Genomic DNA, 21853 nt, shown 5'->3' on the forward strand with positions numbered 1-21853 from the left:
GGCGATGAACCTCGCCCTTCCCTCCCTGATCCAGACTCTGCTTGACCCGGCACGCTATCCCGACCGAGCGACCCGCGTTGAACTGGTCGAAACGCACGCCTCGTGGCTGCTGCTGGCCGGCGACTTCGTGTACAAGATCAAGAAGCCGATCGTCATGCCATTCCTCGACTACGGCACGCTCGAACAACGGCGCCAGTGCTGCGAGGCGGAACTGCAGCTCAACCGGCGCTTTGCACCGCAACTCTATCTGGCGGTCGTACCCATCACCGGCCCGCCGGACGATCCACAGATCGCCGGCAGCGGCCACCCTGTCGAGTACGCCGTCAAGATGCATCGCTTTGCCGAGAGCGGCAGGCTGGACCGCCTGTTGGCGCGCGGCCAATTGCCACGGCAGGTAGTCTCGGACCTTGCCGCAACGATCGCAGGCTTTCACCAAGAAGCGGCGACGGCACCCTCGGGAAGCATTTTCGGTAAGCCCGCGCAAGTTCTGGCGCCGGCTCTGGAGAACTTCGACGAACTGCCGGCCCTGCTGAACGACGAAGAACTGCACCTGCGTCTTGCCCGACTGGCCGAGTGGACGCGCGCCGAATTCGACCGCCTGACGCCGTGTTTCGCCGCCCGTAAGGCCGGCGGACGCGTACGCGAGTGTCACGGCGATCTGCACCTCGGCAACCTGGTCCTGATCGATGGTCAGGTAACCCTGTTCGATTGCATCGAGTTCAGCGACGAACTGCGCTGGATCGACGTGGCCAGCGAGATCGCCTTTACCTACATCGACCTGCTCGATCAGCAGCAGCCCGGCCTGGCCGCCTGGTTGCTCAACGAATGGCTGAGCTGCAGCGGTGACTATGCGGCGATGCAGGTATTGCGTTTCTACGCGGTCTATCGCGCGCTGGTGCGCGCCAAGATTGCTGCCATCAGGGCCAGGCAGGCCGCCGCCGAACCCGGTCAGGCGCTCGACTACCTGGCCCTCGCCGAGCGCCTGGCGGCGCCACCGGCCATCCGCCTGATCATCACCCACGGCGTCGCCGGCTGCGGCAAGACTCGAGCCGCACGCCGTCTGTTGCTGGCCGATCAGACGGCGACGACCCTGCTCTTGCGCTCGGATGTCGAGCGCAAGCGACTGTTTGGGCTCGCTGCCACCGCCAGCAGTGGCTCACCGGTGGATGGTGGCATCTACTCCAGGCAAGCCAGCGAACGCACCTACCAGCGGCTGCAAGACTTGGCGCGGGAATTGCTTTCTGCCGGCTGGTCGGTGGCGGTCGACGCCGCCTTTCTCGAGCACGGCCGGCGCCAGACCTTCCGGCGCCTGGCCGCGCAGGCCGGCGCCGAGTTCTCCATCGTTGCACCGCAGGCCACACCGGAGCAACTCCGCGCCCGTATCCGAGGTCGCCTGGCCAAAGGCCATGGCGCGTCCGAGGCAACTCTCGATGTCCTAGCGCAGCAACTTGCCCGCAGAGAGACCCTGACGGCGGACGAGCGCCAATACCTGCTGCGGAGCTTGCCCTAGCGGCATTAAGCCGGACCGCTTTGATCGCCGCTAGCGCGGGTCTGGTGAACATCTGGCGCCCCCCAAAGCGACTCACGGGCGGCTGTTTGTCCTGTCGGAAAATCTTACACCGAGTCTGACCAAACCCCGAAATCAAATTCATAACAAACTAATTTAATTTAAAAAATTTTTCACAGAAAACATGGCAAAGTTCTTGCTTGAGGTACCTTGAGGGCCGTAACCGCCACAAGAGGCGGTTCTCGGCAGATATTCAGCAACACGGCAGTCGCCTCCGGCGACGTTTCGTTTTGCCCACAACCTGCTTGCTCCGGTAGTTCCCGGGATGGGCGGTCGATGCACGGAGAAAAACCCGGACTGTGTCATTCGAACGATTATTGCAGGGGCTTGAGAGAACAAACAAGATGACTCCTTTTTCGGTTGGTCGTAAGAACGGACGACGCGGGTGCCCTGCTTCAGCGTACGGCAGGCGCCACAAGTTCGGCTTGTGGCGTATAATGGGTACCTGCTTCGGCACTTCGCGTCTCGCACACAGTGGGGCAGCGCCATGAATATCCTGAACAACTGGAAGATGCTCGACCTCGTCACCCGTGACGGAGAAGCCTTGGTGTGCATCGAAGGGCGGGTTTATGGCAGCAATCCGCGCTTTCCATCCTCATCGCACATCCGGACATCGCCAATTACCGGTTACAGCCTCGACGCCAACTCAATGGTAGTAACGACCAAGCGGGGTTCAGAGTACCTGCTGGGCAAACCCGACCCGTCACAAACCTTCGCCCAGCAACGCCTGATGAGGCGTCTGTCACGCCTCAGTCCAAACGCAGCATCGGGGTTCGACGAACTTGAGTCACAGCTGACCGGTTTCGACGAGAGCGCGCACGACCAGGAACCAGCAGCAGTCAAGTTGGGCTGAGAAGGTAGGCAATAGTCGTTTTGCCCGCCTGCCCATGACCGAGGCCTAGCAGACGAGTGGCCGGTGCCGATTGCACCGGAGCAGTAGCGCATGGGCCGCACGTCGGCTGCGCGCAGACGCTTGGTACACCTGGAGTCTACATGAGCGCTCTGGAGCGGCTATATCAGATTGACCAGATGCTTGCTGGTCGCGCTTTTGTCCCTCGCAGGGAACTCCAGGAACGACTGGGCGTCTCGTGGGCAACGCTCAAAAGGGATCTCAGCTACCTCAGGAACCGCCTCAACGCGCCAATCATCTGCGACCGGAAGCTCGGCGGCTATCGCTTCGCGAGCGCACCCGTGCAGACCGGACCGGCATACGAGCTGCCCGGTCTCTGGTTCTCTGCCGCAGAGATTCATGCCCTGCTGACCATGCAACATCTGCTGTCGGGGCTTGTTGGTACCAGCGGCCTGCTTGGCCCGCACATCGACGCCCTGCAGGCACGCCTGAGCGGCCTTCTGGGCAGTGCAGACAACGCCGCTGACCAGATCGTGCGACGCATCCGGATCGCGACAGTGGGCGCCAGGAAACCAGATCCCGAGCACTTCGAGGTGGTCGGTTCGGCATTGCTCCGGCGCAAGCGATTGCTGATCGGTTACCGCGCGCGGGCAACCGGGGAAACGAGCAAGCGCCAAATATCTCCGCAACGGCTGGTTCATTACCGCGACAACTGGTACCTGGATGCCTGGTGCCACTGGCGCAATGGCCTGCGCTCCTTCTCGGTCGACGCGATAGAGAACGCCGAGATTCTCGACCAGCAGGCCACCGACCTCCCGGACGAGGAACTCGACAAATCGCTCGGCACCGGTTACGGAATCTTCTCCGGCGTGCAGTTACGCTGGGCGAGACTGCGCTTTACGCCGCAACGTGCGCGCTGGATAGCCGCAGAGCGCTGGCATCCCGCCCAGAAAGGATACTTCACCGACGACGGATCCTACGAACTCAGCCTGCCCTACGCCGACGATCGGGAACTGCTGATGGACATAATGCGATACGGCGCCGACTGCCTGGTGCTCGATCCCGACGACCTGCGTGAGCGGGTGCTCGCCGAATTCGACAAGGCAAGGCTGCGCTACCAGCCGTAAGCGAGCCGCCGGAACCGTGGCAAACCGCTTGTTGCGCACCCGCTGCAGGCGGAAATGACGGCGGGGGCCGAGGCCCCCGCCGATAGCCATTCTGTTTATTGGACGGCTACGTCCTCAGCAGGCCTCAAGCGGCCAGTGCGAAACGCTCATCGTTGGCGTTTATGGATTTGCTCGGATTACGTCCGTCGCCTTTCGGGTCGCCTGCGCGCCATCTGTCACCCTGTCGAAACCAGTGCACCCCCGTAGTGGTGGAGGTGGCGGGAATCGAACCCGCGTCCAGAACGCTTCCGGTCTGCCGGAATTACGACCATGTTGCGGATTATGAGTCCGCCGGGCCGCGAATTCAAGCCCTGGGTAACGCAAAGTGGACTCAAACCTGCATGTTCATCACATCGTGGTAAGCGGAAACCAGTTTGTTGCGTACCTGAACCATTTCCTGAAACGAAACATTGGCCTTCTGCAGTTCGATCATCACCTCGTGCAGATTATCGTTGCTGTTGCCGGCGGCAAAATTTGCCGCCATGGTTTCCGCCTGTTGCTGCGTCTGGCTGACCTGGGCGATCGAATTCTCCAATATCTGGGCGAAATCCACTCCCGCAGCAGGACGACCGCCGGGCAACGCGGCGACATGACCGGCAGCCGCGGCCGCACCGGCACGCAAGATGCTCAAAACATGATCAATTCCCTTGCTGTCCATGGCTTTCTCCATCCGTTTGCCGATAACTTCCAGCAAAAAACATGCCTAATCTCGAACGACTGACAAGAGCCTCAGGTTTTCAGGAAGCCTTCCAAACGATACTGTCGCAGTTTGTGGCGCAAGGTCCGCTCCGGCATGCCCAAGCGTTGTCCTGCCAGTTTACGTGACCCGCCGGCGGCGGCCAGGGTTTCCAGGATATGTTCCCGTTCGACCTCCCGCATCTCGTCAGTTTGACGAGGACGGACCAATGTCGTGCCGCCGCCTGCCGGAACAGCACCCGACAAGCCCGGCCCGGCGCAGAGGTCAGGCGGACGTTCCGGCCCCAGGAGCAGGGCATCAACTGCGACGACCATCCCGGGGGCAAGAATCACCGCTCGCTGGATGACGTTATCGAGTTCGCGAACGTTCCCCGGCCAGGAGTGGTTCAGCAAAGCCGCCTCGGCCGCTGCCGACAGGCACAAGCCGGGACGTCCAGACCGGCCGCCATGTGTAGCCAGAAAATGTCGTGCCAGTGGCACGATGTCCAGGCGGCGTTGCCGCAAGGCCGGAATCAACAGCGGAAAAACGTTGAGCCGGTAGAACAGGTCCTCGCGAAACAGCCCTCTCGCCACTGCATCCGCAATATCCCGGTTCGACGTGGCAATGACACGAATATCGAGCAGAACCGATTTTTTCCCTCCCACCCGCTCCACTTCACGTTCCTGCAGAACACGCAACAGCTTGGCCTGCAACGCCAGCGGCATCTCGGTGATCTCGTCGAGCAACAGGGTACCCCCCTGAGCTTGTTCGAACTTTCCGACTTGCGCATTCTGCGCACCGCTGAAGGCGCCCTTTTCATGACCAAAGAGCGTCGCCTCGAGCAGGCTGTCGGGAATGGCGGCACAGTTGATCGCCACGAACGGCCCCGCGCGACGCGCCGAGTACTGATGAATATGGCGCGCCACCACTTCCTTGCCGACCCCGCTCTCGCCGGTCAGCAAAACCGTGGTGTCGGTCTGGGCCACCCGCCTGGCGAGGGCAAAGAGATTCCCGGTCACCGGATCGCAAGCGATCAGCCGCTGCTCGTCGATCGTTTCCGGCAGGCGATAGCGCATCACATGTTCGAGCAAGACCTGTGGTTCGAAGGGTTTCAGCAGAAAGTCGCAGGCGCCTGCCCGCATCGCTTCGACGGCGCGATCGACGTCGGCAAAAGCGGTCATCAGGACAACCGGTAGTTGTGGCAGACGATGGCGAATCTCCTTAAGCAAGGTGATGCCATCGATCGGGAGCATGCGCACGTCGCTGACCACCAGCGACACCGCCTGCCTGGCAAGCACTTGCAGCGCCTCATCACCGCCACTGGCCAACAACACCGACTGCCCGGCCAGTTCGAGCGTGTCACAAACCGCCTCGCGCAGGGCACCATCGTCTTCCACAACGAGAATCGGCAAGCCGCCGGCCATTGTTTGCACCCTCCTAGTCATCTCGCTCCGCCGTTTCTCCGGTGGGCAGCCGCATGATGAATTCAGACCCCTGACCAAGGACCGTGATCACGTCTATGCTCCCGCCGTGGGCGCGAGCGACGCCGAGCGCAATGGCCAGACCAAGCCCGGTACCCTGACCACGCGTCGTAAAGAATGGTTCGAAGACACGCGCCTGCACCTCCGGAGCGATCCCCGGACCCGTATCGCGCACGCTGATCAGCATCTGTCCGGTGGCAACCTCCGCACTGAGCCTTACCTCACCGCCTGCGGTGCAGGCCTGCAGTGCGTTCTCGAGCAGGTTCACCAAAGCGCCGGCCAGGGCTTTACGGCTTCCGATGAGTGGTTCATCACCAACCTCGCAGACAACCCGGAAGGCGACCTTGCGCTCAATGAACAGCGGCTGCACGATCCGTGCAGCATCGGCCAGCAGTTGCCCGGCCGACACGGTATCACGGCCGATGCTCTGGCCACGGGCAAACAGCAGCACTTCCTGGATCAGCCGCTCCAAGCGCTTGAGCTGATCCATCGCCTTGCCGGCAAAACGTACGCGTGCTGCAACCGACAGATCAGACTGGCACAGGTTGGCACTGTAAAGCAATGCAGTCGCCAGAGGAGTCCGCAACTGATGCGCCAGCGAAGCCGCCATCTCACCCATCGCCACCATGCGCTGATTGCGCTCCAGCTCTCCCTTGAGGCGGTGTGCTGTGGTGACATCGTGAATCAGCAGGATTCGCCCGCCGGCCGAATCGAGCGGACTCTCCCCGACCGCCAGACGGCAGGAACCCAGCTGCCACTCGCTCGGCGCATCAGTTGCCGCAAGTCTGGCGCGCACCAGTTCGGGCCAGTTTTCGCCGATGATCGTCTGGCCGAACAGTTGGCAGGCCGCCGGATTGGCCACGCTGACGCAGGCTTCGCCATCGAGCACGATGACCCCGGCTGGCAAGGCATTGAGGAGCAACGTGAGTCGCTCGGACAGCGCCTCCTTCGCCTCGTACTGCCGGCGCAACTCGCCATTGGCGATCGCCAGCTCGGCGGTCAGCGACTCGACACGAACCTGCAGTCCTTCATAGGCGAGGGTCAGTGCCTGCGAAACCTGATTGAAGGCGTCGAAAGCCCGATGCAGTTCCTGCGCCCTGAGGTCAGGGCCGGGCAATGGCGCGCCTTCAATCATCATCGAATGGAAAGTCCCGGGCAAGAAACAGCTACAATAGCAACGCGATTATCAGCCTTTTTTCGCTTTTTGCCTGCCTGATCACAGGCTTTTCACCGTATCGGAAGCATGGCGGCAGCCGGAACCGAGACCACTGACAGCGTGGGTGTTGCGGGCACCCCCCTTGATCGCGTGCGCGAGGCGTTGGCGCGCCTGAGCAACAAGCAGAAGGTGGTGTTGATGGTCGCCATTGCGGCGCTCATCGCCCTGGTCGTCGCGGCAGCGACCCTCCTCCGGCAAAGCGAGTTCCGGATCCTTTTTTCCAACATCGGCGAACGCGACGGCGGCGCGATCATCGCAGTGCTCGAACAGATGAACGTACCGTTCAGGTTCAACGATTCGGGCAGTGCCATCCTCGTTCCCGCCGCCAGGGTCCACGATGTGCGCTTGCGCCTGGCGTCACAGGGATTGCCCAGAGGCGGGGCGGTCGGCTTCGAACTGATGGAGAACCAGAAGTTCGGGATCAGCCAGTTTGCCGAACAGCTCAACTATCAGCGTGGCCTGGAGGGCGAACTGGCGCGCACCATCCAGTCGATTGCTGCGGTCCAGGCGGCGCGCGTACACCTGGCGATACCGAAACCAAGCGTCTTCATGCGCGAAGAGCTGAAGCCTTCCGCCTCGGTCCTGCTCAATCTCTACCCTGGACGCTCGCTCGACCCTGCCCAGATCGCCGGCATTCAGAACCTGGTGGCGGCCAGCGTACCGCAGCTTGCGGCATCAAGCGTCACCCTGCTCGACCAGAGCGGCGCACTGCTATCGCAGATGAAGAGCAAGCTGCTCGATGCTGGCCTGGATCCGACGCAGGTCAAGTACGTGCAGGAGATCGAGGCGAGCATAATCAAACGGGTTGAAGACATCCTGGCACCCATCGTGGGACCCGGCAATGCACGCGTCCAGATTGCCGCCGACATCGACTTCTCACAGAGCGAACAAACTGCCGAAACCCATCGGCCCAATGCGATGCCACCGGAAATCAGCATTCGCAGCCAGCAGACCAACGAAACGGCAAGCACCAGTCCTTCCGCGCAGGGTGTTCCCGGCGCCTTGAGCAACCAGCCACCGCTCCCGGCGACCGCGCCGCTGACCCAACCCGCGGTTCCGGCGAGCACCGGTAACCCAGCGGGCGCACCGCTGCCCGGACAGATCAACGCAGCCGGAGTACAGGCGCCGATTGCCACTGTCGGGCAGCCACTCAATACCAGCAAGAGTTCAACGATCAACTACGAGATCGACAAGACCATCCGACACGTCCGGCAGTCGGTCGGCACGGTCAAGCGCCTGTCGGCGGCGGTGGTGGTCAACCAGCGCAGAGAAATTGCCAAGGACGGCAAAACAGTCAGCAAACCCTTGCCGGATGCCGAATTGAAGCAGATCAGCGATCTGGTGAAGGAGGCGATGGGTTTCAACAAGGAGCGGGGGGACAGCATCTCGGTCGCCAACGCGCCATTCACGGCGCTCGAAAAGGATGAGGGCATCCCACCCTGGCGCGACCCCGAGACGCTCTCGCTCGCCAAGGAGCTGATCAAGTACGGGGCGATCGCCGCAATCATCGCCTACCTGCTGCTCGGCGTCGTGCGGCCACTGCTCAGGACAATGCTCCCGCCACCACCACCGAGCAGCGAAAAAACGATCGGCAGCAAGATCGACCTGCTGGCCGAGGAGGAGAGTGAGGCAGCGGGCGCCGAGCATGTGCCAACGGCCTCGGAGCTACTTGACAGAAAGATCGCCGAGGTGCGCGCCGTCGCGCAGCAGGACCCGCAAGCCGTAGCCAACATCATCAAACAATGGACGGGTGCCAATGCCGGCTGAAGACGGGGTCGAGAAGAGCGCCATTCTGCTGATTGCCCTCGGCGAGGACTACGCCGCCGAAGTGCTCAAACATCTCGGCCCGAAGGAGGTGCAAAAACTGGGTCATGCCATGGCGACGCTGAAATCCGTTCCGCGAGCACGCGTCGACGAGGTCCTGAGCGAGTTCCAGAAAACTGCCGAAGAATCAGCCGCCGTACATGTCGATACCGATGCCTATGTCCGTTCCGTGCTCACCAAGGCCCTCGGTGACGACAAGGCGTCGAACCTCATTGCGCGCATCCTGCAACCCGGCGACACGAATGGGATCGAGGGGCTCAAATGGATGGATGCAGCGACGGTCGCCGACCTGATCAAGAATGAACATCCGCAGATCATCGCCACGATTCTGGTCCACCTGGCGCATGATCATGCGAGCGAGATCCTCAACCAGCTTTCGGAGCGTTTGCGTAACGACGTCGTCTTGCGCGTTGCCACGCTCGAAGGTATCCAGCCGGAAGCCTTGCGGGAACTGAACGACGTCATGCTGCGCCTGCTCTCCGGCTCCGCCAACATGAAAAAGGCGGCGAAGGGTGGCGTGCGGACGGTAGCCGAAATGCTCAATTTCATGGGGAGTGCCAACGAAACGGCGGTCCTCGACTCGATCCGGGAATACGATCCCGACCTCGCACAGAAAATTCTCGACGAAATGTTCGTCTTCGAGAATCTGCTTGACCTTGAAGACCGGGCCATCCAGCTGCTGCTGCGTGAGATTCAGTCCGAGTCGCTCATCCTCGCCATGAAGGGCGCCACCGAACCGCTGCGCGAGAAGATCTTCAGAAACATGTCGCAGCGAGCGTCGGAAATGCTGCGCGAGGATCTTGATTCCCGTGGCCCGGTGCGACTCTCGGAAGTGGAGGCGGAGCAGAAGGAGATCCTCAAGATAGTGCGCCGCCTCGCCGACGAGGGCCAGATCGTGCTCGGCGGTTCCGGTGGCGAGGAAATGGTCTGAGACTGCCAAGAGCGATGAACAACTGGATTCCCCACGAGAAACAGAACACCTACCAGCGCTGGCAGCTCGCCACCTTCGATGGCAAGCAGTCGGACGGAACGACGGCGCCCGCCCCGGTCGGTCCACCGGTGACTGAAGCAAACCCGCAACAACCGCCCCCCGGACCCCTGCTTGCCACGCAGACGCCGGCGGTCGCCCTGCCAAGCTCCGAGGACGTCGAGCGCGTGTACCGCGAGGCGCAGGAGGCAGGCCATGCGGCGGGCTATGCCGCAGGCCATGGCGAAGGCATTGCTGCCGCGCAAGCCGCGGCACAGGCGATGGCCAAGCTGATGGACAACCTGACACAGGCGATGGCGAGCATCGAACAGGGTGTTGCCGATCAGTTGCTCGGCTTGGCCATCGAAATCGCCAATCAGGTATTGCGGCAGAGCCTGCGCCTGCAACCGGAGCTCATCCTGCCGGTGATCAGGGAAGCGGTAAACGCCCTTCATCCACATCACGGTCAGCCACAGCTCTTCGTGCACCCGGACGACGCAGAACTGGTACGCAACCAGCTTGGCGAGCAACTCGCGCATGGTAACTGGCGAATCATCGACGACGGCACACTGACCCCAGGTGGCTGCCGGATTGAACTCGGCGCCAGCCAGGTGGACGCGACACTGGAAACGCGCTGGCGACGCGTCATCGAAGCGATTGGCGTCAGCCAGGAATGGCTCCAGGCACAGCCATGAAATCGATGGCTCGATGACCGACCAAACCGGCAACCCGCAGCTCGCCGCCTGGCGCGCTTTCCTGGACGGCTGCCGCCAAGCGGCGAGCCAGGCCAGCTCGCTGCTGCCGAGCGGCCACCTGACGCGCATCAACGGACTGGTCATGGAAGCTTCGGGACTCAAATTGCCGCTCGGCAGCTCTTGCCGGATCATGCCGCTGGGCGGCTCACCGATCGAGGCCGAGGTGGTCGGTTTCCATGGCGAGCGTCTCTTCCTGATGCCCACCGAAGACGTCTATGGCCTTTCGCCAGGCGCCCGGGTGGTCGCTCTCGAAACACCCAACCAGCCACCGCGTATCGGTCAGCCACCACCCGCCCGGCGCCGTTCCATCGACCGCGCCAAGCTGGTCCCGGTTGGTGACACGCTGCTTGGTCGGGTGCTTGACGGGGCCGGCCGGCCGCTCGACCGATTCGGTCCGGTGCATGCCCGGTCGCTGCGTCCGCTGCACAGCCGGCCGGTCAACCCGATGTCCAGGGCACCGATCGAGCAAGTGCTGGATGTCGGCGTGCGCGCCATCAATGCCCTCCTCTGTGTCGGGCGCGGCCAGCGAATGGGGCTGTTTGCCGGCTCCGGTGTCGGCAAGAGCGTACTGCTCGGCATGATGGCCCGCCACACCGGGGCGGACGTCATTGTCGTCGGCTTGATCGGCGAGCGAGGCCGTGAGGTCAAGGAGTTCATCGACCAGATTCTCGGTGAAGAAGGACTGCGGCGGGCGGTCGTCGTTGCCGCACCGGCCGATGTCAGCCCGCTGATGCGCCTGCAGGGAGCCGCCTACGCCACCTGCATCGCCGAATATTTCCGTGATCGCGGCCGGCACGTCCTCCTGATCATGGACTCGCTCACCCGTTATGCCATGGCGCAACGCGAGATCGCGCTGGCCATCGGCGAACCACCGGTCACCCGCGGCTACCCACCCTCGGTTTTCGCCCGTCTGCCACAACTCGTCGAACGTGCAGGCAACGGCCGCGACGGTGGAGGGTCGATCACCGGCTTCTACACCGTGCTGGCCGAGGGTGACGACCAGCAGGACCCGATTGCCGATGCTGCCCGGGCAATCCTCGACGGCCACATCGTTCTGTCGCGCACACTTGCCGACGCCGGCCATTACCCCGCGATCGATATCGAACAGTCGATCTCACGCGCCATGGTCAACCTCGTCAGCCCGCCCCATCTGGAGCACATTCGACGATTCAAAAGCCTCTTCTCACGCTATCAGCGCTCGCGTGATCTGATCAGCGTCGGCGCCTATGCAGTCGGCTCCGACCCGCAACTGGACCAGGCGATCGCCGCCTATCCGCGGTTCGAAGGTCTCTTGCAGCAGAGCTTGGCACAGCATGCCGACTTCGCCGACAGCCTGGCACACCTGCAGGGCCTGTTCGGCGCCGCAGCCTGACCGGGGTAGCAAACTGGAATGCCGTCACCTTTACGGAACCGGTCGGCTGAGGCATCGTGACCAGGCCCTTCCCACTGCAGACAGTGCTCGAACTGATGCGCAGTCGCAACGATCAGGCGACACAACGCCTCGCCACCCTGATCGCCACGGAACAGAGCGCGCAGAGGAAGCTCGCCATGCTGCTGCAGTATCGGGATGAGTACTCGGCGCGCTTTCGGCTGGCACTGCAAGAAGGCCTGGGACAACCCGAATGGCGCAACTACCAGGACTTCCTCGGCCGACTGGATGAAGCCATCCGGCAGCAGCAACAGACCGTCGCGTTACAGGCCGCGCATACCGCCGCCGGCCAAGCCGAGTGGCAGCAGCAACGGTCCCGCCGGAAAGCCTTCGACACGCTTTCCGAGCGGCACCGCGCGCGGGAAACCCGCCACGACCTGAAACAGGAGCAAAAGCTGCAGGACGAGTTTGCGGCACGCATCAAGGACGACGAACAGACGCCCTGAAATCTGGTGGCACGCGGCTTGCTTCTATGTTGATTGACAGGAACTCGCACAAAGGACCAGCCATGACCATCGCCATTGTTACGGCGTTCATCGCGCCACCCAGCCGGGCAACGGTTGCCGACGAAACGATCAATGGCATTGCCAACCAGGCGAATAGCGATACCGACTTTGCCAGCATCCTGCTCGGCCTGCCGGTCGGCATGGCCAATCCCGTGCCAGTTGATAGAACAACAGACAAGAGCGAGACGGAATCGGGCGAGACCAGCCTGACCACCGGCGAACTGGAGCTCATGGCGACCCGCCAGGCACCCTCCCTGACTGCGTTCGTCGCGCCATCGCCCACCACTGAGCAGAGCATTGGAACACCCGGCGGAGAGATCCCCAAGACGTCTACCGCTGCCGGCAGCACGCTGGCTGCCGGGCTGATCAGCCCGGCGCCCGACCAGATACGCACACTGCCACCACCAACGGCAGCAACTGCCGGGGTCAAACCGGCAAATCTTGCCGTTGCCGAACCGCCACCCACACTGCTGGAACAGACACCGACGAACGAGGTCGAGCTGCCTCTGCCGACGAGCCAGCTGAACCCCTTGCCCGCCACGCCGACAAACATCGCCCACGATGCAGGGCTGAGCAGGGAAGCCGCGCATCAGCTACAAACTCCGCTGCGCGAACCCGCCTGGGCTGGCGAACTGGGTCATAAGCTGCTCTGGTTCGCCAGCAACGGCAAACAAGTTGCACAAATGACGCTCAATCCAGCCCAGCTTGGAACACTCGAGATCACTCTGCATCTCGACCAGGATGGCGCCAAGGCACATTTTGTCTCGGCAAACGTCGAGGTCCGCAGCGCCATCGAAATGGCCGCCCCGCGCCTGCGCGAAATGTTCGCTGGCTCCGGCATTCAGATGGGACAGGTGAGCGTCGGCAGTGAATCGCTCGGGCAGCAGGCTCAAGGTCAGCGCGATCCCTCGGCCGCCCCCCGCTGGATGACCGATAACGCTATACTTGGCACCGATCCGGCAGGAGGGCTGTCAGGGCAGCCGGTCAGCATGCAAAATGGCCGCGCAATGATTGATGTCTTCGCCTAGGCGCCGACCCTGCTCGTCGCCCGCACGGCGCTGCTGCCTGCGCGCCACGCATCGATATCACCAGGGAGAGAAACGCTGAATGGCCAAGGATGCAAAGACAGCAACGGATGGCGCCGACACCGCACCCGCCAGGGACAGCAAGAAGCTTCTGATCATCATTGCGGTCCTGGTCGTGGTTCTTGGCTTGGGCGGCCTCGGTGCCTTCCTGCTGCTGAAGAGCAATGCCGAGCATGACGACGATGCTGACGAGGCCGTGGTCGAAAAAGTCAAGCCGGCGAAGAAGAAGAAGGCGGATCTGCACGCCCCCCCGGTCTACGTTCCCATGGACGCATTCACGGTCAATCTGGTGCCGGAAAACGGCGACCAGTTTCTGCAACTGGTGGTTTCGGTCGAGGTCGACGAGGCACAGATCGGCGACCAGATCAAGCTTTACACGCCCAAGTTGCGCAACGATATCACCCTGCTCCTGTCGAGCAAGAAGGCTTCGCAATTGATCACCAAGGAAGGCAAGGAAACCCTGGCCCAGGAGATCAAGGAGCAAATGAATGGCGTGCTCGACCCGGCCAGCAAAGGGAAAAAGCGTGACTGGCCAATCAAGGACGTGTTGTTCACTTCATTCATCATTCAGTAGTCGGGATGAGTGCCGATTTCCTCTCTCAGGATGAGGTAGATGCCCTGCTCAAGGGCGTCACCGGCGAAGCAGACGCGGTCGAGCCGGTTGAAGAGGCCACGGACGGCCCCCACCCCTACAACCTGGGAACTCAAGAACGTATCGTCCGCGGCCGGATGCCGACGCTCGAGCTGGTCAACGAGCGTTTTGCCCGCTATCTGCGCATCGGCCTGTTCAATTACATGCACCGCAGCGCCGAGATTTCGGTCGGCTCGATACGGGTACAGAAATACAGCGAGTTCACGCGCAACCTGGTGGTGCCGACCAACCTCAATCTGGTTGCCGCCAAGCCGTTGCGCGGTACGGCCCTGTTCGTCTTCGACCCGAGCCTGGTCTTTCTGGTCGTCGATAACATGTTTGGCGGCGACGGCCGTTTTCACACGCGCGTCGAAGGCCGGGATTTCACGGCAACCGAACAGCGGATCATCCAGGGACTGCTCGGGATCGTGTTTACCGAGTACACCCGATCGTGGAAACCGGTGTACGACCTGAGCTTCGAATACATCCGCTCCGAAATGAACTCGCAGTTCGCGAACATCGCCACGCCCTCGGAAATCGTCATCTCAACCACCTTCTCCCTGGAGTTCGGCGGATCGAGTGCGGACATGCACATCTGCTTCCCTTATTCGATGATCGAACCGATTCGCGACCTGCTCTACAGCGCGATGCAGAGCGATCAGCTGTCAACCGATCACCGCTGGATCATCATGTTGCGCAAACAGCTCAAGAACGCCGAAGTGGAGCTCATGGCGCGCCTGGCGACGACAACCGTGAGTCTGCGTCAGATCCTGACCATGAAGGTGGGCGACATCATCCCGCTCGACATCCCTGACAAAGTCGTTGCTCTGGTCGATGAGGTGCCCCTGATGGAATGCGCCTATGGCCAACAGGGTGGGCAATACGCGCTGAAGATCGAACGCTTCCTGGCGACAGAGAACATCGAGAGTGTTGCGGGAGAAATCAATGGCTAGCGAAAACGACGATTTCGGTGATTCGGCAGCAGCGGAGGCCGGACTTGACGACGACTGGGCCGCTGCGATGGCCGAACAGGCGATGGCTGAAGGGGCTTCGGCGGCCAATGCCCGGGCTGCCAACATCTTCCCCAACTTCGAGGAGCCGGGCAACAAGGCTTCGCTGATGAACGAACTCGACATGATCCTGGACATTCCCGTCCAGATCGCAGTCGAGCTCGGACGTACCAAGATCACCATCAGGAACCTGCTGCTGCTGGCGCATGGCTCGGTTGTCGAACTCGATGCGCTGGCGGGCGAGCCACTCAACGTCTTCGTCAATGGCACGCTGATCGCACAAGGTGAAGTGGTCGTAGTCAACGACAAGTTCGGTATCCGCCTGACCGATATCGTCACGCCCTCCGAGCGGGCACGCCGAATCGGCCATTGACGGCGCCGCGTGGCAGCCGAACAGGGTCGGCCGAGCGGCGCAAGGTTTTGACCTGAGCTGCGCTTGCTTTATGATGAAAACTGGAATCAACTTCTGGCCGACCTCCTTGAATCGACACGCCACAGCGATCAATTGCCCGCGCCATGCCGCCGCCCTGCTGCCTGCGTCATTGTCGAGCACCGCCTGGGCGCAGGTGGCGGGCAGCGAAGTGCCAGCGATCAGCATGGCCACTCTGCTGCAGACCGTGCTTGGCCTGGTACTGGTCATCGCCGTTTTCCTGCTCGCTGCCTATCTCCTGCGCCGGCTCAACGGAGGTCGTGGGTTCGGCAGCAATGGTCCACTGCGCATCGTGGGTGGTCTGATGATTGGCCCGCGGGAGCGTATCGTGCTGGTTGAAATCTCCGACAGCTGGATCGTCGTCGGCTTGGTGCCGGGCCAGATTCGCACCCTGCATACGCTGCCGAAAGGCGAACTGGGGACCGGTAGCGATGGCCAGCGGCATTTTGCCCAGTGGCTGAAGCAGATCTCCGAGCGCAAGAATGAAGACGGCTAAACTCACCCGCTGGGTGACACTACTCGCACTGCTCACGCCGCTTGCCGCTTGGGCTCAGTCCGGAGGACTGCCGGTCGTGACCAGCACCGCCGGCGCCGGCGGCAGCCAGACCTACACCCTGTCGGTCCAGACCCTGCTCACCCTGACCGCACTCTCGTTCCTGCCTGCGGCGCTGCTGATGATGACCAGTTTCACGCGCATCATCATTGTTCTCTCACTGTTGCGCCATGCGCTGGGAACACAAACCTCGCCGCCCAATCAGGTGCTGGTCGGGCTGGCGCTGTTCCTGACTTTCTTCGTCATGGCCCCGGTACTCGACAAGATCCATACCAATGCCTATCTTCCCCTTGCCGAGGACCGGATCGGTTATATCCAGGCAGTCGAGAACGCAGCCGTACCACTGCGCCAGTTCATGCTCAAACAGACTCGCGAAACCGATATTGCGCTCTTCGTACGCCTGAGCAAGACCCCCAAGCTCGAGTCCGCCGACGACATACCGCTGCGCCTGCTGATTCCTGCCTTCGTCACCAGCGAACTGAAAACCGCGTTTCAGATCGGTTTCGTCATCTTCATACCCTTTCTGATCGTCGACATGGTGGTCGCCAGTGTGTTGATGTCAATGGGCATGATGATGATGTCACCGGTGATGGTGGCCCTGCCATTCAAGCTGATGCTGTTTGTCCTGGTCGATGGCTGGCACCTGCTGCTGGGCTCACTGGTCGCGAGCTTCGCGACATGACCCCGGGGGTCGTCATGGAGATCGGCCGGCAGGCAGTCGAAATGACCCTGCTGCTCTCCGCACCGCTGCTCCTGGCGGCACTGGTGATCGGCCTGATCATCAGCATCTTTCAGGCGGCGACCCAGATCAACGAACAGACCCTGTCCTTCATTCCCAAGCTGGTCGGTGTTTTCCTGACCCTGCTCCTGGCCGGCCCGTGGATGTTGCAGATCATGGTCGATTACGTGCGCAGCCTGTTCGAAAGCATTCCCCAGATCATCGGTTGAGCCACCGATGATCAGCCTGACGAGCAGCGAGATCAACGCTTGGGTGGTGGCGTTTTTTTTCCCCTTGGCGCGCGTCCTGGCGCTAATCGCCGCCGCCCCGCCATTCAACAACCCGGCCCTGCCGGTACGCATCCGTCTGGTATTCGGCCTGGTCATCACGCTCGGCATCGCTCCCGTGCTGCCGCCGATGCCTGCCGTCGAGCCCGGCTCAGGAGCGGGCCTGTTGTTACTCGCTCAACAGGTCCTGATCGGCTTCGCGATGGGGTTCGCCATGCGCCTGGTCTTCAGCGCCGTGGACATGGCCGGCAACCTGATCAGTTTGCAGATGGGCCTCAGCTTTGCCAGCTCCTATGACCCGCAAAGCGCCGGGCAGACTGCGGTCATTTCGGAGTTCCTGGGTCTGCTGGCCCTGCTTGTCTTCATGGCCATCAACGGCCATCTGATGGTGATCGCCACTCTGACGCAGAGTTTCAGCATCATCCCGGTGCGCGCCGGCAACTTCGCAGCAAATACCTGGTGGACGCTGGCTGAGTCGGGTGCCATCATCTTTTCGTCCGGTCTGCTGCTCGCCCTGCCAATTGTCGTTGCGTTGATGATCACCAACCTTGCCTTGGCCGTCCTCAGTCGTGCCGCACCGCAACTCAATCTGATGGCGATCGGCTTTCCGCTGACCATCGCACTCGGTTTCATGACACTGGTGCTTGGTTTGTCGCATCTCGCCCCCCCCCTGCTCGATTTGTTCGAACAGGGTTTGCAGGCGATGCTCGGGCTTCTCGGCGTCGCGCCGCGTTAGGGCATCCTGCCGGAGTTGGTGGCCACCAGCTGAATCACGCCCTCAGCATAGCGATGGGTAAACGGGGTACTCGATTCGACCCCTTCGGAGTAATCGAGAATCCGGTAGGCGGCAAAACCCCGTTGGTGCTGCAACTGCAATGCACGCCGCTTGAGAATCAATCCCGACTCGCCATCGCCGCCCGTACGAAAACTCTTGGCTCGCATCGAAAGGCGATAGATGTTCGCGTCGAGGGGCGTTTCTTCGATCGTCCAGTTGGGCGCCAGCGGGTCATGGATCACGTAGGCGGCGATCGCCACGGCGGCGCCAAACCAAAGGTACTGCGCCGGACCACCGTACTCACTGACCATATAGCCAACGGAACCGGCGAGCGCGACCGCCTTTACTGGATCGAGGCTCACCGTCGGACTCGGCGACTGCGTGAACACATGTGCATGGCCTTCGCCCTCTGCACGCGGCGGCGCCCGCCAGTCGACGGTGCCGCAAGCGCTGAGCAAGGCCAGGAGCAACACGCCGGCACGCGTGCGCATGGGAAATTCCTTTCTCTCAGATGTACTTGAAAAGGCTCAGCCCGCTGATCGTGGCAAAGGATTTCTGTGCTGCCTCCAGCGTCACCTGCTCCCGGGTGAAGTCCGAAATCGCTTTCACGTAGTCGAGATCGACAAGATCCGACAAGCTCTGCTGATACTGGATATCGAACGCGGCAGAATTATTGCTCAGGTTTTCCAGCGTCTGCAGACGCGTTCCGACACTGGCCTGCACTTCAGCAACATTGACCAGCGCCTGATCGACGTTGCCCAGGTGCGCCTGCAGCTGACCCGAGTAAGCCATCCTCGCCACACTCGAAGAGAGAGGTGTGCGCAGCAGATCGATCATCTCCTGCATGGTCTGAAAGACACTCTTGTTCACGCTGGGTGTGACGGCGAAGCTGTCGCCCGCAGCCGGTGATCCGTTGATCACCACCTGTGCTCCAAAGTCGGTACTCACGGGAGGCGCAGGCGGCTGACTGGTGGTGATCAGCGGAATGGCCTGACCCGGGGTAAACGGCAGGACCGGGCTGACGGCCAGCGGCGATACGGTGGCCGCCGGAGGCGGCGGGGTCGAAACATCGAAGAGCTGATAACTGCTCACCCCTGCCACCGACGAAAACCTGATCTGCAACTCGCGATTGCTGCTTCCCTGCCAGGGGAATCCGCCGTCCAAGGCAGTGACCCACTTCTCCCGATCGAGTACTGAACCCGCCTCGATCAGCCCGGTTCCCTGATTCGCGAGACCGCCGTTACCGCTTGCTGCCGTCGCGAAACTCCCGTTGCCTGCCCGAATGTCCATGAAAAGCTCGCTGCCGGTTACGTTGGTCGCCAACTGCCGGGAAGCACCCACCTGCAGCAGGCGCTCGCCGTCATCACCCGAATAGCCGACCAATCCCGTCGTTGCGGGCGGCAGCGCGGCGCTACGCGCGAACGGCTGGCTGGCTCCCTGGTAACCGGAAAAAAGATACTCGCCTTCCGCACTCCGGCTGTTGGCAATACCCAGCATCTCGTCGAAACGCGCCGCCAGCTCGCTGGCAATCGCCTGCCGATCACTGTCCGACAATACCGTGTTTCCCGCCTGAACCACCCGGCTGCGGACACTCTGCAGCAGATCGGTCAAGGCAGTCAACTGGCTGTCGACCAGCCGCAACCGGTCGGTCGCGTCAGCCTGATTGCGTGCGTACTGGCCCTCGATCTCTTTTGCCTGCGTCAGCCCCAGGGTGCGTGCCGCAGCCACCGGATCGTCGGCCGGCGTCAGCAGCCGACGACCAGTGGAAAGCTGGTTCTGCAACTTGAGAAGCTGATCCTGCTTACGCTCGATTCCGGCGGTACCGGAGGAGTAAAGCTGACTGGTGCTGATGCGCATCGGTACCTCCCTATCCAGCAGCGATCTGCAGAATCGTGTCGAACAGACTGGCGCCGATCTGCAGCGCCTTGGCCGAGGCCTGATACGCTTGCTGATAACGGATCAGATTCGCCGCCTCCTCGTCGAGATTGACTCCGGAAAGCGCGTCGCGGCTCGCCTGCGCCTGTACCAGCAGGGCCTGCTGTGCCTCGCTGATCACCTGTAACTGGCGAGTCTTGTTACCGCTTTCACTCACCAACTGCGTATAGGCTTCCTGGAACGATGCGGTCTTGCCCGACATCGTGTCCAGCGTCTGCAGTTCTCCAAGCGCCAGGGCGTTGCGGCCATCGGCGGTCGCCCCGCTGTTACGCACCAGCTGGAAGGTGTCGCCGTTGTTCGGCCGACCGCTGATCGTCAAGCTGAAACTGCTGGGCGGTGTGGTATTGGCCGGGCCCAGCAGGATAATGCTTGCCCCGCTGGTATAGGCGACGCCATCCGTCGCCGCGCCAATGAGCTGCGCCGGCCCGCCATCGATCGACACCCGCGCCCCTACCGGAAAGTTGCGTAGCTGACCACTGTCATAAACCAGATTGATCGGCAATGCACCCACCGCGGCTGGAAAGCCCGGCCCGACAGCACCTGCGGAAATCTGTCCGGAACCGCTGTTGCCCGTTCCGGCCGACGTGCGAACCGGCCCGCCCGCCGGAATCAAGCGCGGATCAGCCACCAGCGCGGGATTGACCGTGATCTTTCGCGCCGCATCCCGCGTCGGCTGAATGAGGTAGCTGGCACCAGCCGGCAGTGAACCCGACGCGCTGAGTGTGAACCCTTGCGGATCGCTGGCCAGCAGCGTGTTGATTGCCCCGACATCGCCACCCGCCCACTGTTTGTTGTCCGACAAGCGGGTCAACACGACACCGCTCGCATCACCGCTGAGTCGATAATCACTGACGCCGAGATCGGTGTAGAAGTTGCCACCGAATGGTATCGGGGTGACAAAAGCGGCGCTCACCGTCGGGCTCGACGCCGGATTCTTCGCATTGGCAAGCACGACCGGCTCGGTCACCGAAAACATGGCCGGCGAAAAACCCGAGGGCGGCGGCGAAAGCAGCGATTGACCAAGCAGATCCTGCCCGAGGGCGCTCTGGGCATTGAAGGTCAGTGCCAGCGAGACGGCGTTGCGTCCGAGGTCGCTGCTCACCCGATCCAGCGATTCCCTGCGAAAGGTGACCAGGCCGCCAAGTGCACCGCCATTGATCAATGTCTCGGGCATTTCCTGTACCCCGGCACCGCTCTTCAGACCAACCACCAGACGCGACGGATCGCTGGCCGACACCGTGGTCGCCAGGCCTATCGACTGCGAACCGACAACCAGCTGCTGACCGCTGCCAACGAACACATTGATGCTGCCGTCGCTGTTGCTGCTGGTTCTTGCCTTGATCAGCTTGTTCAGCTCGGCAACCAGGTGGTCCCGACTGTCGAGCAGATCATTGGCAGGCTGACCGGTCGACGCCTGCGCTATGCCGATTCGATCGTTGAGTCCGGCAATCTGTTCGGCATAGGAATTGATCGTCGTGACGCTCTGTTTGATCTCGCCATTGATGCTCTCGTACATCTGGGCAAGTTGCGTACCCAATGACTGGTAACGTGCAGTCAAACCCTGCGCCGTCGAGATCATCGCCTGACGGCTGGGCAGATGAGAGGGATTGGCTGCCACCTGCTGCACACTGTCGAAGAAATCCTGCAGCGCCGGTGACAGACCGGCGCTCGCGTCGGCCAGCAGATTGTCGATCTGCTTGATCTGCGCCGAGTAGCTGTCGAGTTCGCTCGCGCTGCTCTGCGCGCGATCGACCTGTTCGGCGAGAAAGCGGTTGTACTGACGTTCGATCGTCACCACCTGCGTGCCTTGGCCGAGAAACCCGGCACCCGTCACCACCCCGGGATTGCTCCCCTGGATCGCCCGCTGGCGGCTGAAGCCCGGGGTATTGGCGTTGGCGATATTGTGCTCGGTCGTCTGCAACCCGAGCTGGGCGGCATACAAACCGCTGACACCTGTACCGAGAATTCCTGAGCCCATGCGTTGACTTCCTG

At 62.0% G+C, this 21853-nt stretch carries 22 protein-coding genes and 1 other RNA gene; 16 read left to right on the top strand and 7 right to left on the bottom strand.

Features of this window, described 5'->3' with window-relative positions; translation table 11 throughout:
* The first annotated feature begins 4 nt into the window (after positions 1 to 4).
* The 3 genes from JNK99_RS03105 (at position 5) to JNK99_RS03115 (ending at position 3544) form a co-directional block, all read left to right on the top strand.
* Positions 5 to 1510 carry a bifunctional aminoglycoside phosphotransferase/ATP-binding protein gene (locus JNK99_RS03105; protein WP_291848469.1) on the top strand — a complete coding sequence of 502 codons (1506 nt, stop codon included), beginning with the start codon at positions 5 to 7 and terminating at the stop codon, positions 1508 to 1510.
* A 544-nt stretch (positions 1511 to 2054) separates the two neighbouring features.
* Entirely contained in the window at positions 2055 to 2420 is a 366-nt protein-coding gene (locus tag JNK99_RS03110) for a hypothetical protein (RefSeq protein ID WP_291848472.1), read from the top strand.
* Between the two features lie 140 nt (positions 2421 to 2560).
* Entirely contained in the window at positions 2561 to 3544 is a 984-nt protein-coding gene (locus tag JNK99_RS03115; protein ID WP_291848475.1) for a YafY family protein, read from the top strand.
* Positions 3545 to 3599: 55 nt separating this feature from the next.
* Here JNK99_RS03115 and ssrA read toward each other — a convergent pair.
* The 4 genes from ssrA to JNK99_RS03135 all read right to left on the bottom strand — a co-directional run bounded on the left by ssrA (position 3600) and on the right by JNK99_RS03135 (position 6878).
* Positions 3600 to 3904: a transfer-messenger RNA gene (gene ssrA, locus JNK99_RS03120) on the bottom strand.
* Between the two features lie 10 nt (positions 3905 to 3914).
* Positions 3915 to 4241 (bottom strand): flagellar hook-basal body complex protein FliE, encoded by a 327-nt coding sequence (fliE, locus tag JNK99_RS03125; protein ID WP_291848477.1) that lies wholly within the window; start codon positions 4239 to 4241, stop codon positions 3915 to 3917.
* A 71-nt stretch (positions 4242 to 4312) separates the two neighbouring features.
* Positions 4313 to 5683 carry a sigma-54 dependent transcriptional regulator gene (locus tag JNK99_RS03130; protein WP_291848480.1) on the bottom strand — a complete coding sequence of 457 codons (1371 nt, stop codon included), beginning with the start codon at positions 5681 to 5683 and terminating at the stop codon, positions 4313 to 4315.
* 13 nt (positions 5684 to 5696) lie between these two features.
* Positions 5697 to 6878, bottom strand: a complete 1182-nt coding sequence (locus JNK99_RS03135; protein WP_291848483.1) for an ATP-binding protein — start codon at positions 6876 to 6878, stop codon at positions 5697 to 5699.
* A gap of 105 nt (positions 6879 to 6983) precedes the next feature.
* Between JNK99_RS03135 and fliF the strand changes: the two genes are divergently transcribed.
* From fliF to fliR, 13 genes are all read left to right on the top strand, one after another.
* The gene (fliF, locus tag JNK99_RS03140) at positions 6984 to 8723 is read left to right on the top strand and encodes a flagellar basal-body MS-ring/collar protein FliF (RefSeq protein WP_291848486.1); all 1740 of its coding nucleotides are present in this window, start codon (positions 6984 to 6986) and stop codon (positions 8721 to 8723) included.
* Positions 8713 to 9711, top strand: coding sequence for a flagellar motor switch protein FliG (gene fliG, locus JNK99_RS03145; RefSeq protein ID WP_291848489.1), 999 nt, complete (start codon positions 8713 to 8715; stop codon positions 9709 to 9711). Before fliF ends, fliG begins: the two co-directional genes overlap by 11 nt.
* A gap of 14 nt (positions 9712 to 9725) precedes the next feature.
* Positions 9726 to 10442: a flagellar assembly protein FliH gene (locus JNK99_RS03150; RefSeq protein WP_291848491.1), complete on the top strand. Its 717-nt coding sequence runs from the start codon at positions 9726 to 9728 to the stop codon at positions 10440 to 10442.
* A gap of 13 nt (positions 10443 to 10455) precedes the next feature.
* Entirely contained in the window at positions 10456 to 11874 is a 1419-nt protein-coding gene (gene fliI / locus JNK99_RS03155) for a flagellar protein export ATPase FliI (RefSeq protein ID WP_291848494.1), read from the top strand.
* Between the two features lie 56 nt (positions 11875 to 11930).
* A complete protein-coding gene (fliJ, locus tag JNK99_RS03160; protein WP_291848497.1) occupies positions 11931 to 12377 on the top strand; it encodes a flagellar export protein FliJ in 447 nt (148 codons plus the stop codon).
* Between the two features lie 62 nt (positions 12378 to 12439).
* Positions 12440 to 13465 carry a flagellar hook-length control protein FliK gene (locus JNK99_RS03165; RefSeq protein ID WP_291848500.1) on the top strand — a complete coding sequence of 342 codons (1026 nt, stop codon included), beginning with the start codon at positions 12440 to 12442 and terminating at the stop codon, positions 13463 to 13465.
* A gap of 79 nt (positions 13466 to 13544) precedes the next feature.
* Positions 13545 to 14096, top strand: a complete 552-nt coding sequence (locus JNK99_RS03170; protein WP_291848503.1) for a flagellar basal body-associated FliL family protein — start codon at positions 13545 to 13547, stop codon at positions 14094 to 14096.
* A gap of 5 nt (positions 14097 to 14101) precedes the next feature.
* Positions 14102 to 15106: a flagellar motor switch protein FliM gene (gene fliM / locus JNK99_RS03175; RefSeq protein ID WP_291848506.1), complete on the top strand. Its 1005-nt coding sequence runs from the start codon at positions 14102 to 14104 to the stop codon at positions 15104 to 15106.
* Positions 15099 to 15536, top strand: a complete 438-nt coding sequence (gene fliN, locus JNK99_RS03180) for a flagellar motor switch protein FliN (RefSeq protein WP_291848509.1) — start codon at positions 15099 to 15101, stop codon at positions 15534 to 15536. Before fliM ends, fliN begins: the two co-directional genes overlap by 8 nt.
* A 70-nt stretch (positions 15537 to 15606) precedes the next feature.
* Positions 15607 to 16089 carry a flagellar biosynthetic protein FliO gene (fliO, locus tag JNK99_RS03185; RefSeq protein WP_291848512.1) on the top strand — a complete coding sequence of 161 codons (483 nt, stop codon included), beginning with the start codon at positions 15607 to 15609 and terminating at the stop codon, positions 16087 to 16089.
* Positions 16076 to 16828: a flagellar type III secretion system pore protein FliP gene (gene fliP, locus JNK99_RS03190; protein WP_291848515.1), complete on the top strand. Its 753-nt coding sequence runs from the start codon at positions 16076 to 16078 to the stop codon at positions 16826 to 16828. Before fliO ends, fliP begins: the two co-directional genes overlap by 14 nt.
* Positions 16825 to 17094 carry a flagellar biosynthesis protein FliQ gene (fliQ, locus tag JNK99_RS03195; RefSeq protein ID WP_291848518.1) on the top strand — a complete coding sequence of 90 codons (270 nt, stop codon included), beginning with the start codon at positions 16825 to 16827 and terminating at the stop codon, positions 17092 to 17094. Before fliP ends, fliQ begins: the two co-directional genes overlap by 4 nt.
* Before the next feature lie 7 nt (positions 17095 to 17101).
* On the top strand, positions 17102 to 17887 hold the full coding sequence (gene fliR, locus JNK99_RS03200; protein ID WP_291848521.1) for a flagellar biosynthetic protein FliR: 786 nt from the start codon (positions 17102 to 17104) through the stop codon (positions 17885 to 17887).
* On the opposite strand, the gene JNK99_RS03205 is transcribed toward fliR, so the two are convergent.
* The 3 genes from JNK99_RS03205 to flgK are packed head-to-tail and all read right to left on the bottom strand — an operon-like array spanning position 17884 to position 21839.
* Positions 17884 to 18417, bottom strand: coding sequence for a hypothetical protein (locus JNK99_RS03205; RefSeq protein WP_291848524.1), 534 nt, complete (start codon positions 18415 to 18417; stop codon positions 17884 to 17886). The two genes, fliR and JNK99_RS03205, sit on opposite strands and share 4 nt — an antisense overlap.
* A 16-nt stretch (positions 18418 to 18433) precedes the next feature.
* Positions 18434 to 19783 (bottom strand): flagellar hook-associated protein FlgL, encoded by a 1350-nt coding sequence (gene flgL, locus JNK99_RS03210; RefSeq protein ID WP_291848527.1) that lies wholly within the window; start codon positions 19781 to 19783, stop codon positions 18434 to 18436.
* A 10-nt stretch (positions 19784 to 19793) separates the two neighbouring features.
* Entirely contained in the window at positions 19794 to 21839 is a 2046-nt protein-coding gene (gene flgK / locus JNK99_RS03215; protein ID WP_291848530.1) for a flagellar hook-associated protein FlgK, read from the bottom strand.
* Positions 21840 to 21853: the final 14 nt, after the last annotated feature.

The organism is Accumulibacter sp. (assembly GCF_016789985.1).
Classification (GTDB): Bacteria; Pseudomonadota; Gammaproteobacteria; order Burkholderiales; family Rhodocyclaceae; genus Accumulibacter.

Coding starts and splice junctions, on each gene's coding strand:
- JNK99_RS03130 (WP_291848480.1), bottom strand. CDS start 5,683: ATGGCCGGCGGCTTGCCGATTCTCGTTGTGGAAGACGATGGTGCCCTG.
- JNK99_RS03205 (WP_291848524.1), bottom strand. CDS start 18,417: ATGCGCACGCGTGCCGGCGTGTTGCTCCTGGCCTTGCTCAGCGCTTGC.
- fliF (WP_291848486.1), top strand. CDS start 6,984: ATGGCGGCAGCCGGAACCGAGACCACTGACAGCGTGGGTGTTGCGGGC.
- fliP (WP_291848515.1), top strand. CDS start 16,076: ATGAAGACGGCTAAACTCACCCGCTGGGTGACACTACTCGCACTGCTC.
- JNK99_RS03105 (WP_291848469.1), top strand. CDS start 5: ATGAACCTCGCCCTTCCCTCCCTGATCCAGACTCTGCTTGACCCGGCA.
- fliM (WP_291848506.1), top strand. CDS start 14,102: ATGAGTGCCGATTTCCTCTCTCAGGATGAGGTAGATGCCCTGCTCAAG.
- flgK (WP_291848530.1), bottom strand. CDS start 21,839: ATGGGCTCAGGAATTCTCGGTACAGGTGTCAGCGGTTTGTATGCCGCC.
- flgL (WP_291848527.1), bottom strand. CDS start 19,783: ATGCGCATCAGCACCAGTCAGCTTTACTCCTCCGGTACCGCCGGAATC.
- JNK99_RS03135 (WP_291848483.1), bottom strand. CDS start 6,878: ATGATGATTGAAGGCGCGCCATTGCCCGGCCCTGACCTCAGGGCGCAG.
- JNK99_RS03150 (WP_291848491.1), top strand. CDS start 9,726: ATGAACAACTGGATTCCCCACGAGAAACAGAACACCTACCAGCGCTGG.
- JNK99_RS03110 (WP_291848472.1), top strand. CDS start 2,055: ATGAATATCCTGAACAACTGGAAGATGCTCGACCTCGTCACCCGTGAC.
- fliR (WP_291848521.1), top strand. CDS start 17,102: ATGATCAGCCTGACGAGCAGCGAGATCAACGCTTGGGTGGTGGCGTTT.
- fliQ (WP_291848518.1), top strand. CDS start 16,825: ATGACCCCGGGGGTCGTCATGGAGATCGGCCGGCAGGCAGTCGAAATG.
- fliI (WP_291848494.1), top strand. CDS start 10,456: ATGACCGACCAAACCGGCAACCCGCAGCTCGCCGCCTGGCGCGCTTTC.
- JNK99_RS03170 (WP_291848503.1), top strand. CDS start 13,545: ATGGCCAAGGATGCAAAGACAGCAACGGATGGCGCCGACACCGCACCC.
- JNK99_RS03115 (WP_291848475.1), top strand. CDS start 2,561: ATGAGCGCTCTGGAGCGGCTATATCAGATTGACCAGATGCTTGCTGGT.
- fliG (WP_291848489.1), top strand. CDS start 8,713: ATGCCGGCTGAAGACGGGGTCGAGAAGAGCGCCATTCTGCTGATTGCC.
- fliE (WP_291848477.1), bottom strand. CDS start 4,241: ATGGACAGCAAGGGAATTGATCATGTTTTGAGCATCTTGCGTGCCGGT.
- fliO (WP_291848512.1), top strand. CDS start 15,607: ATGATGAAAACTGGAATCAACTTCTGGCCGACCTCCTTGAATCGACAC.
- fliN (WP_291848509.1), top strand. CDS start 15,099: ATGGCTAGCGAAAACGACGATTTCGGTGATTCGGCAGCAGCGGAGGCC.
- JNK99_RS03165 (WP_291848500.1), top strand. CDS start 12,440: ATGACCATCGCCATTGTTACGGCGTTCATCGCGCCACCCAGCCGGGCA.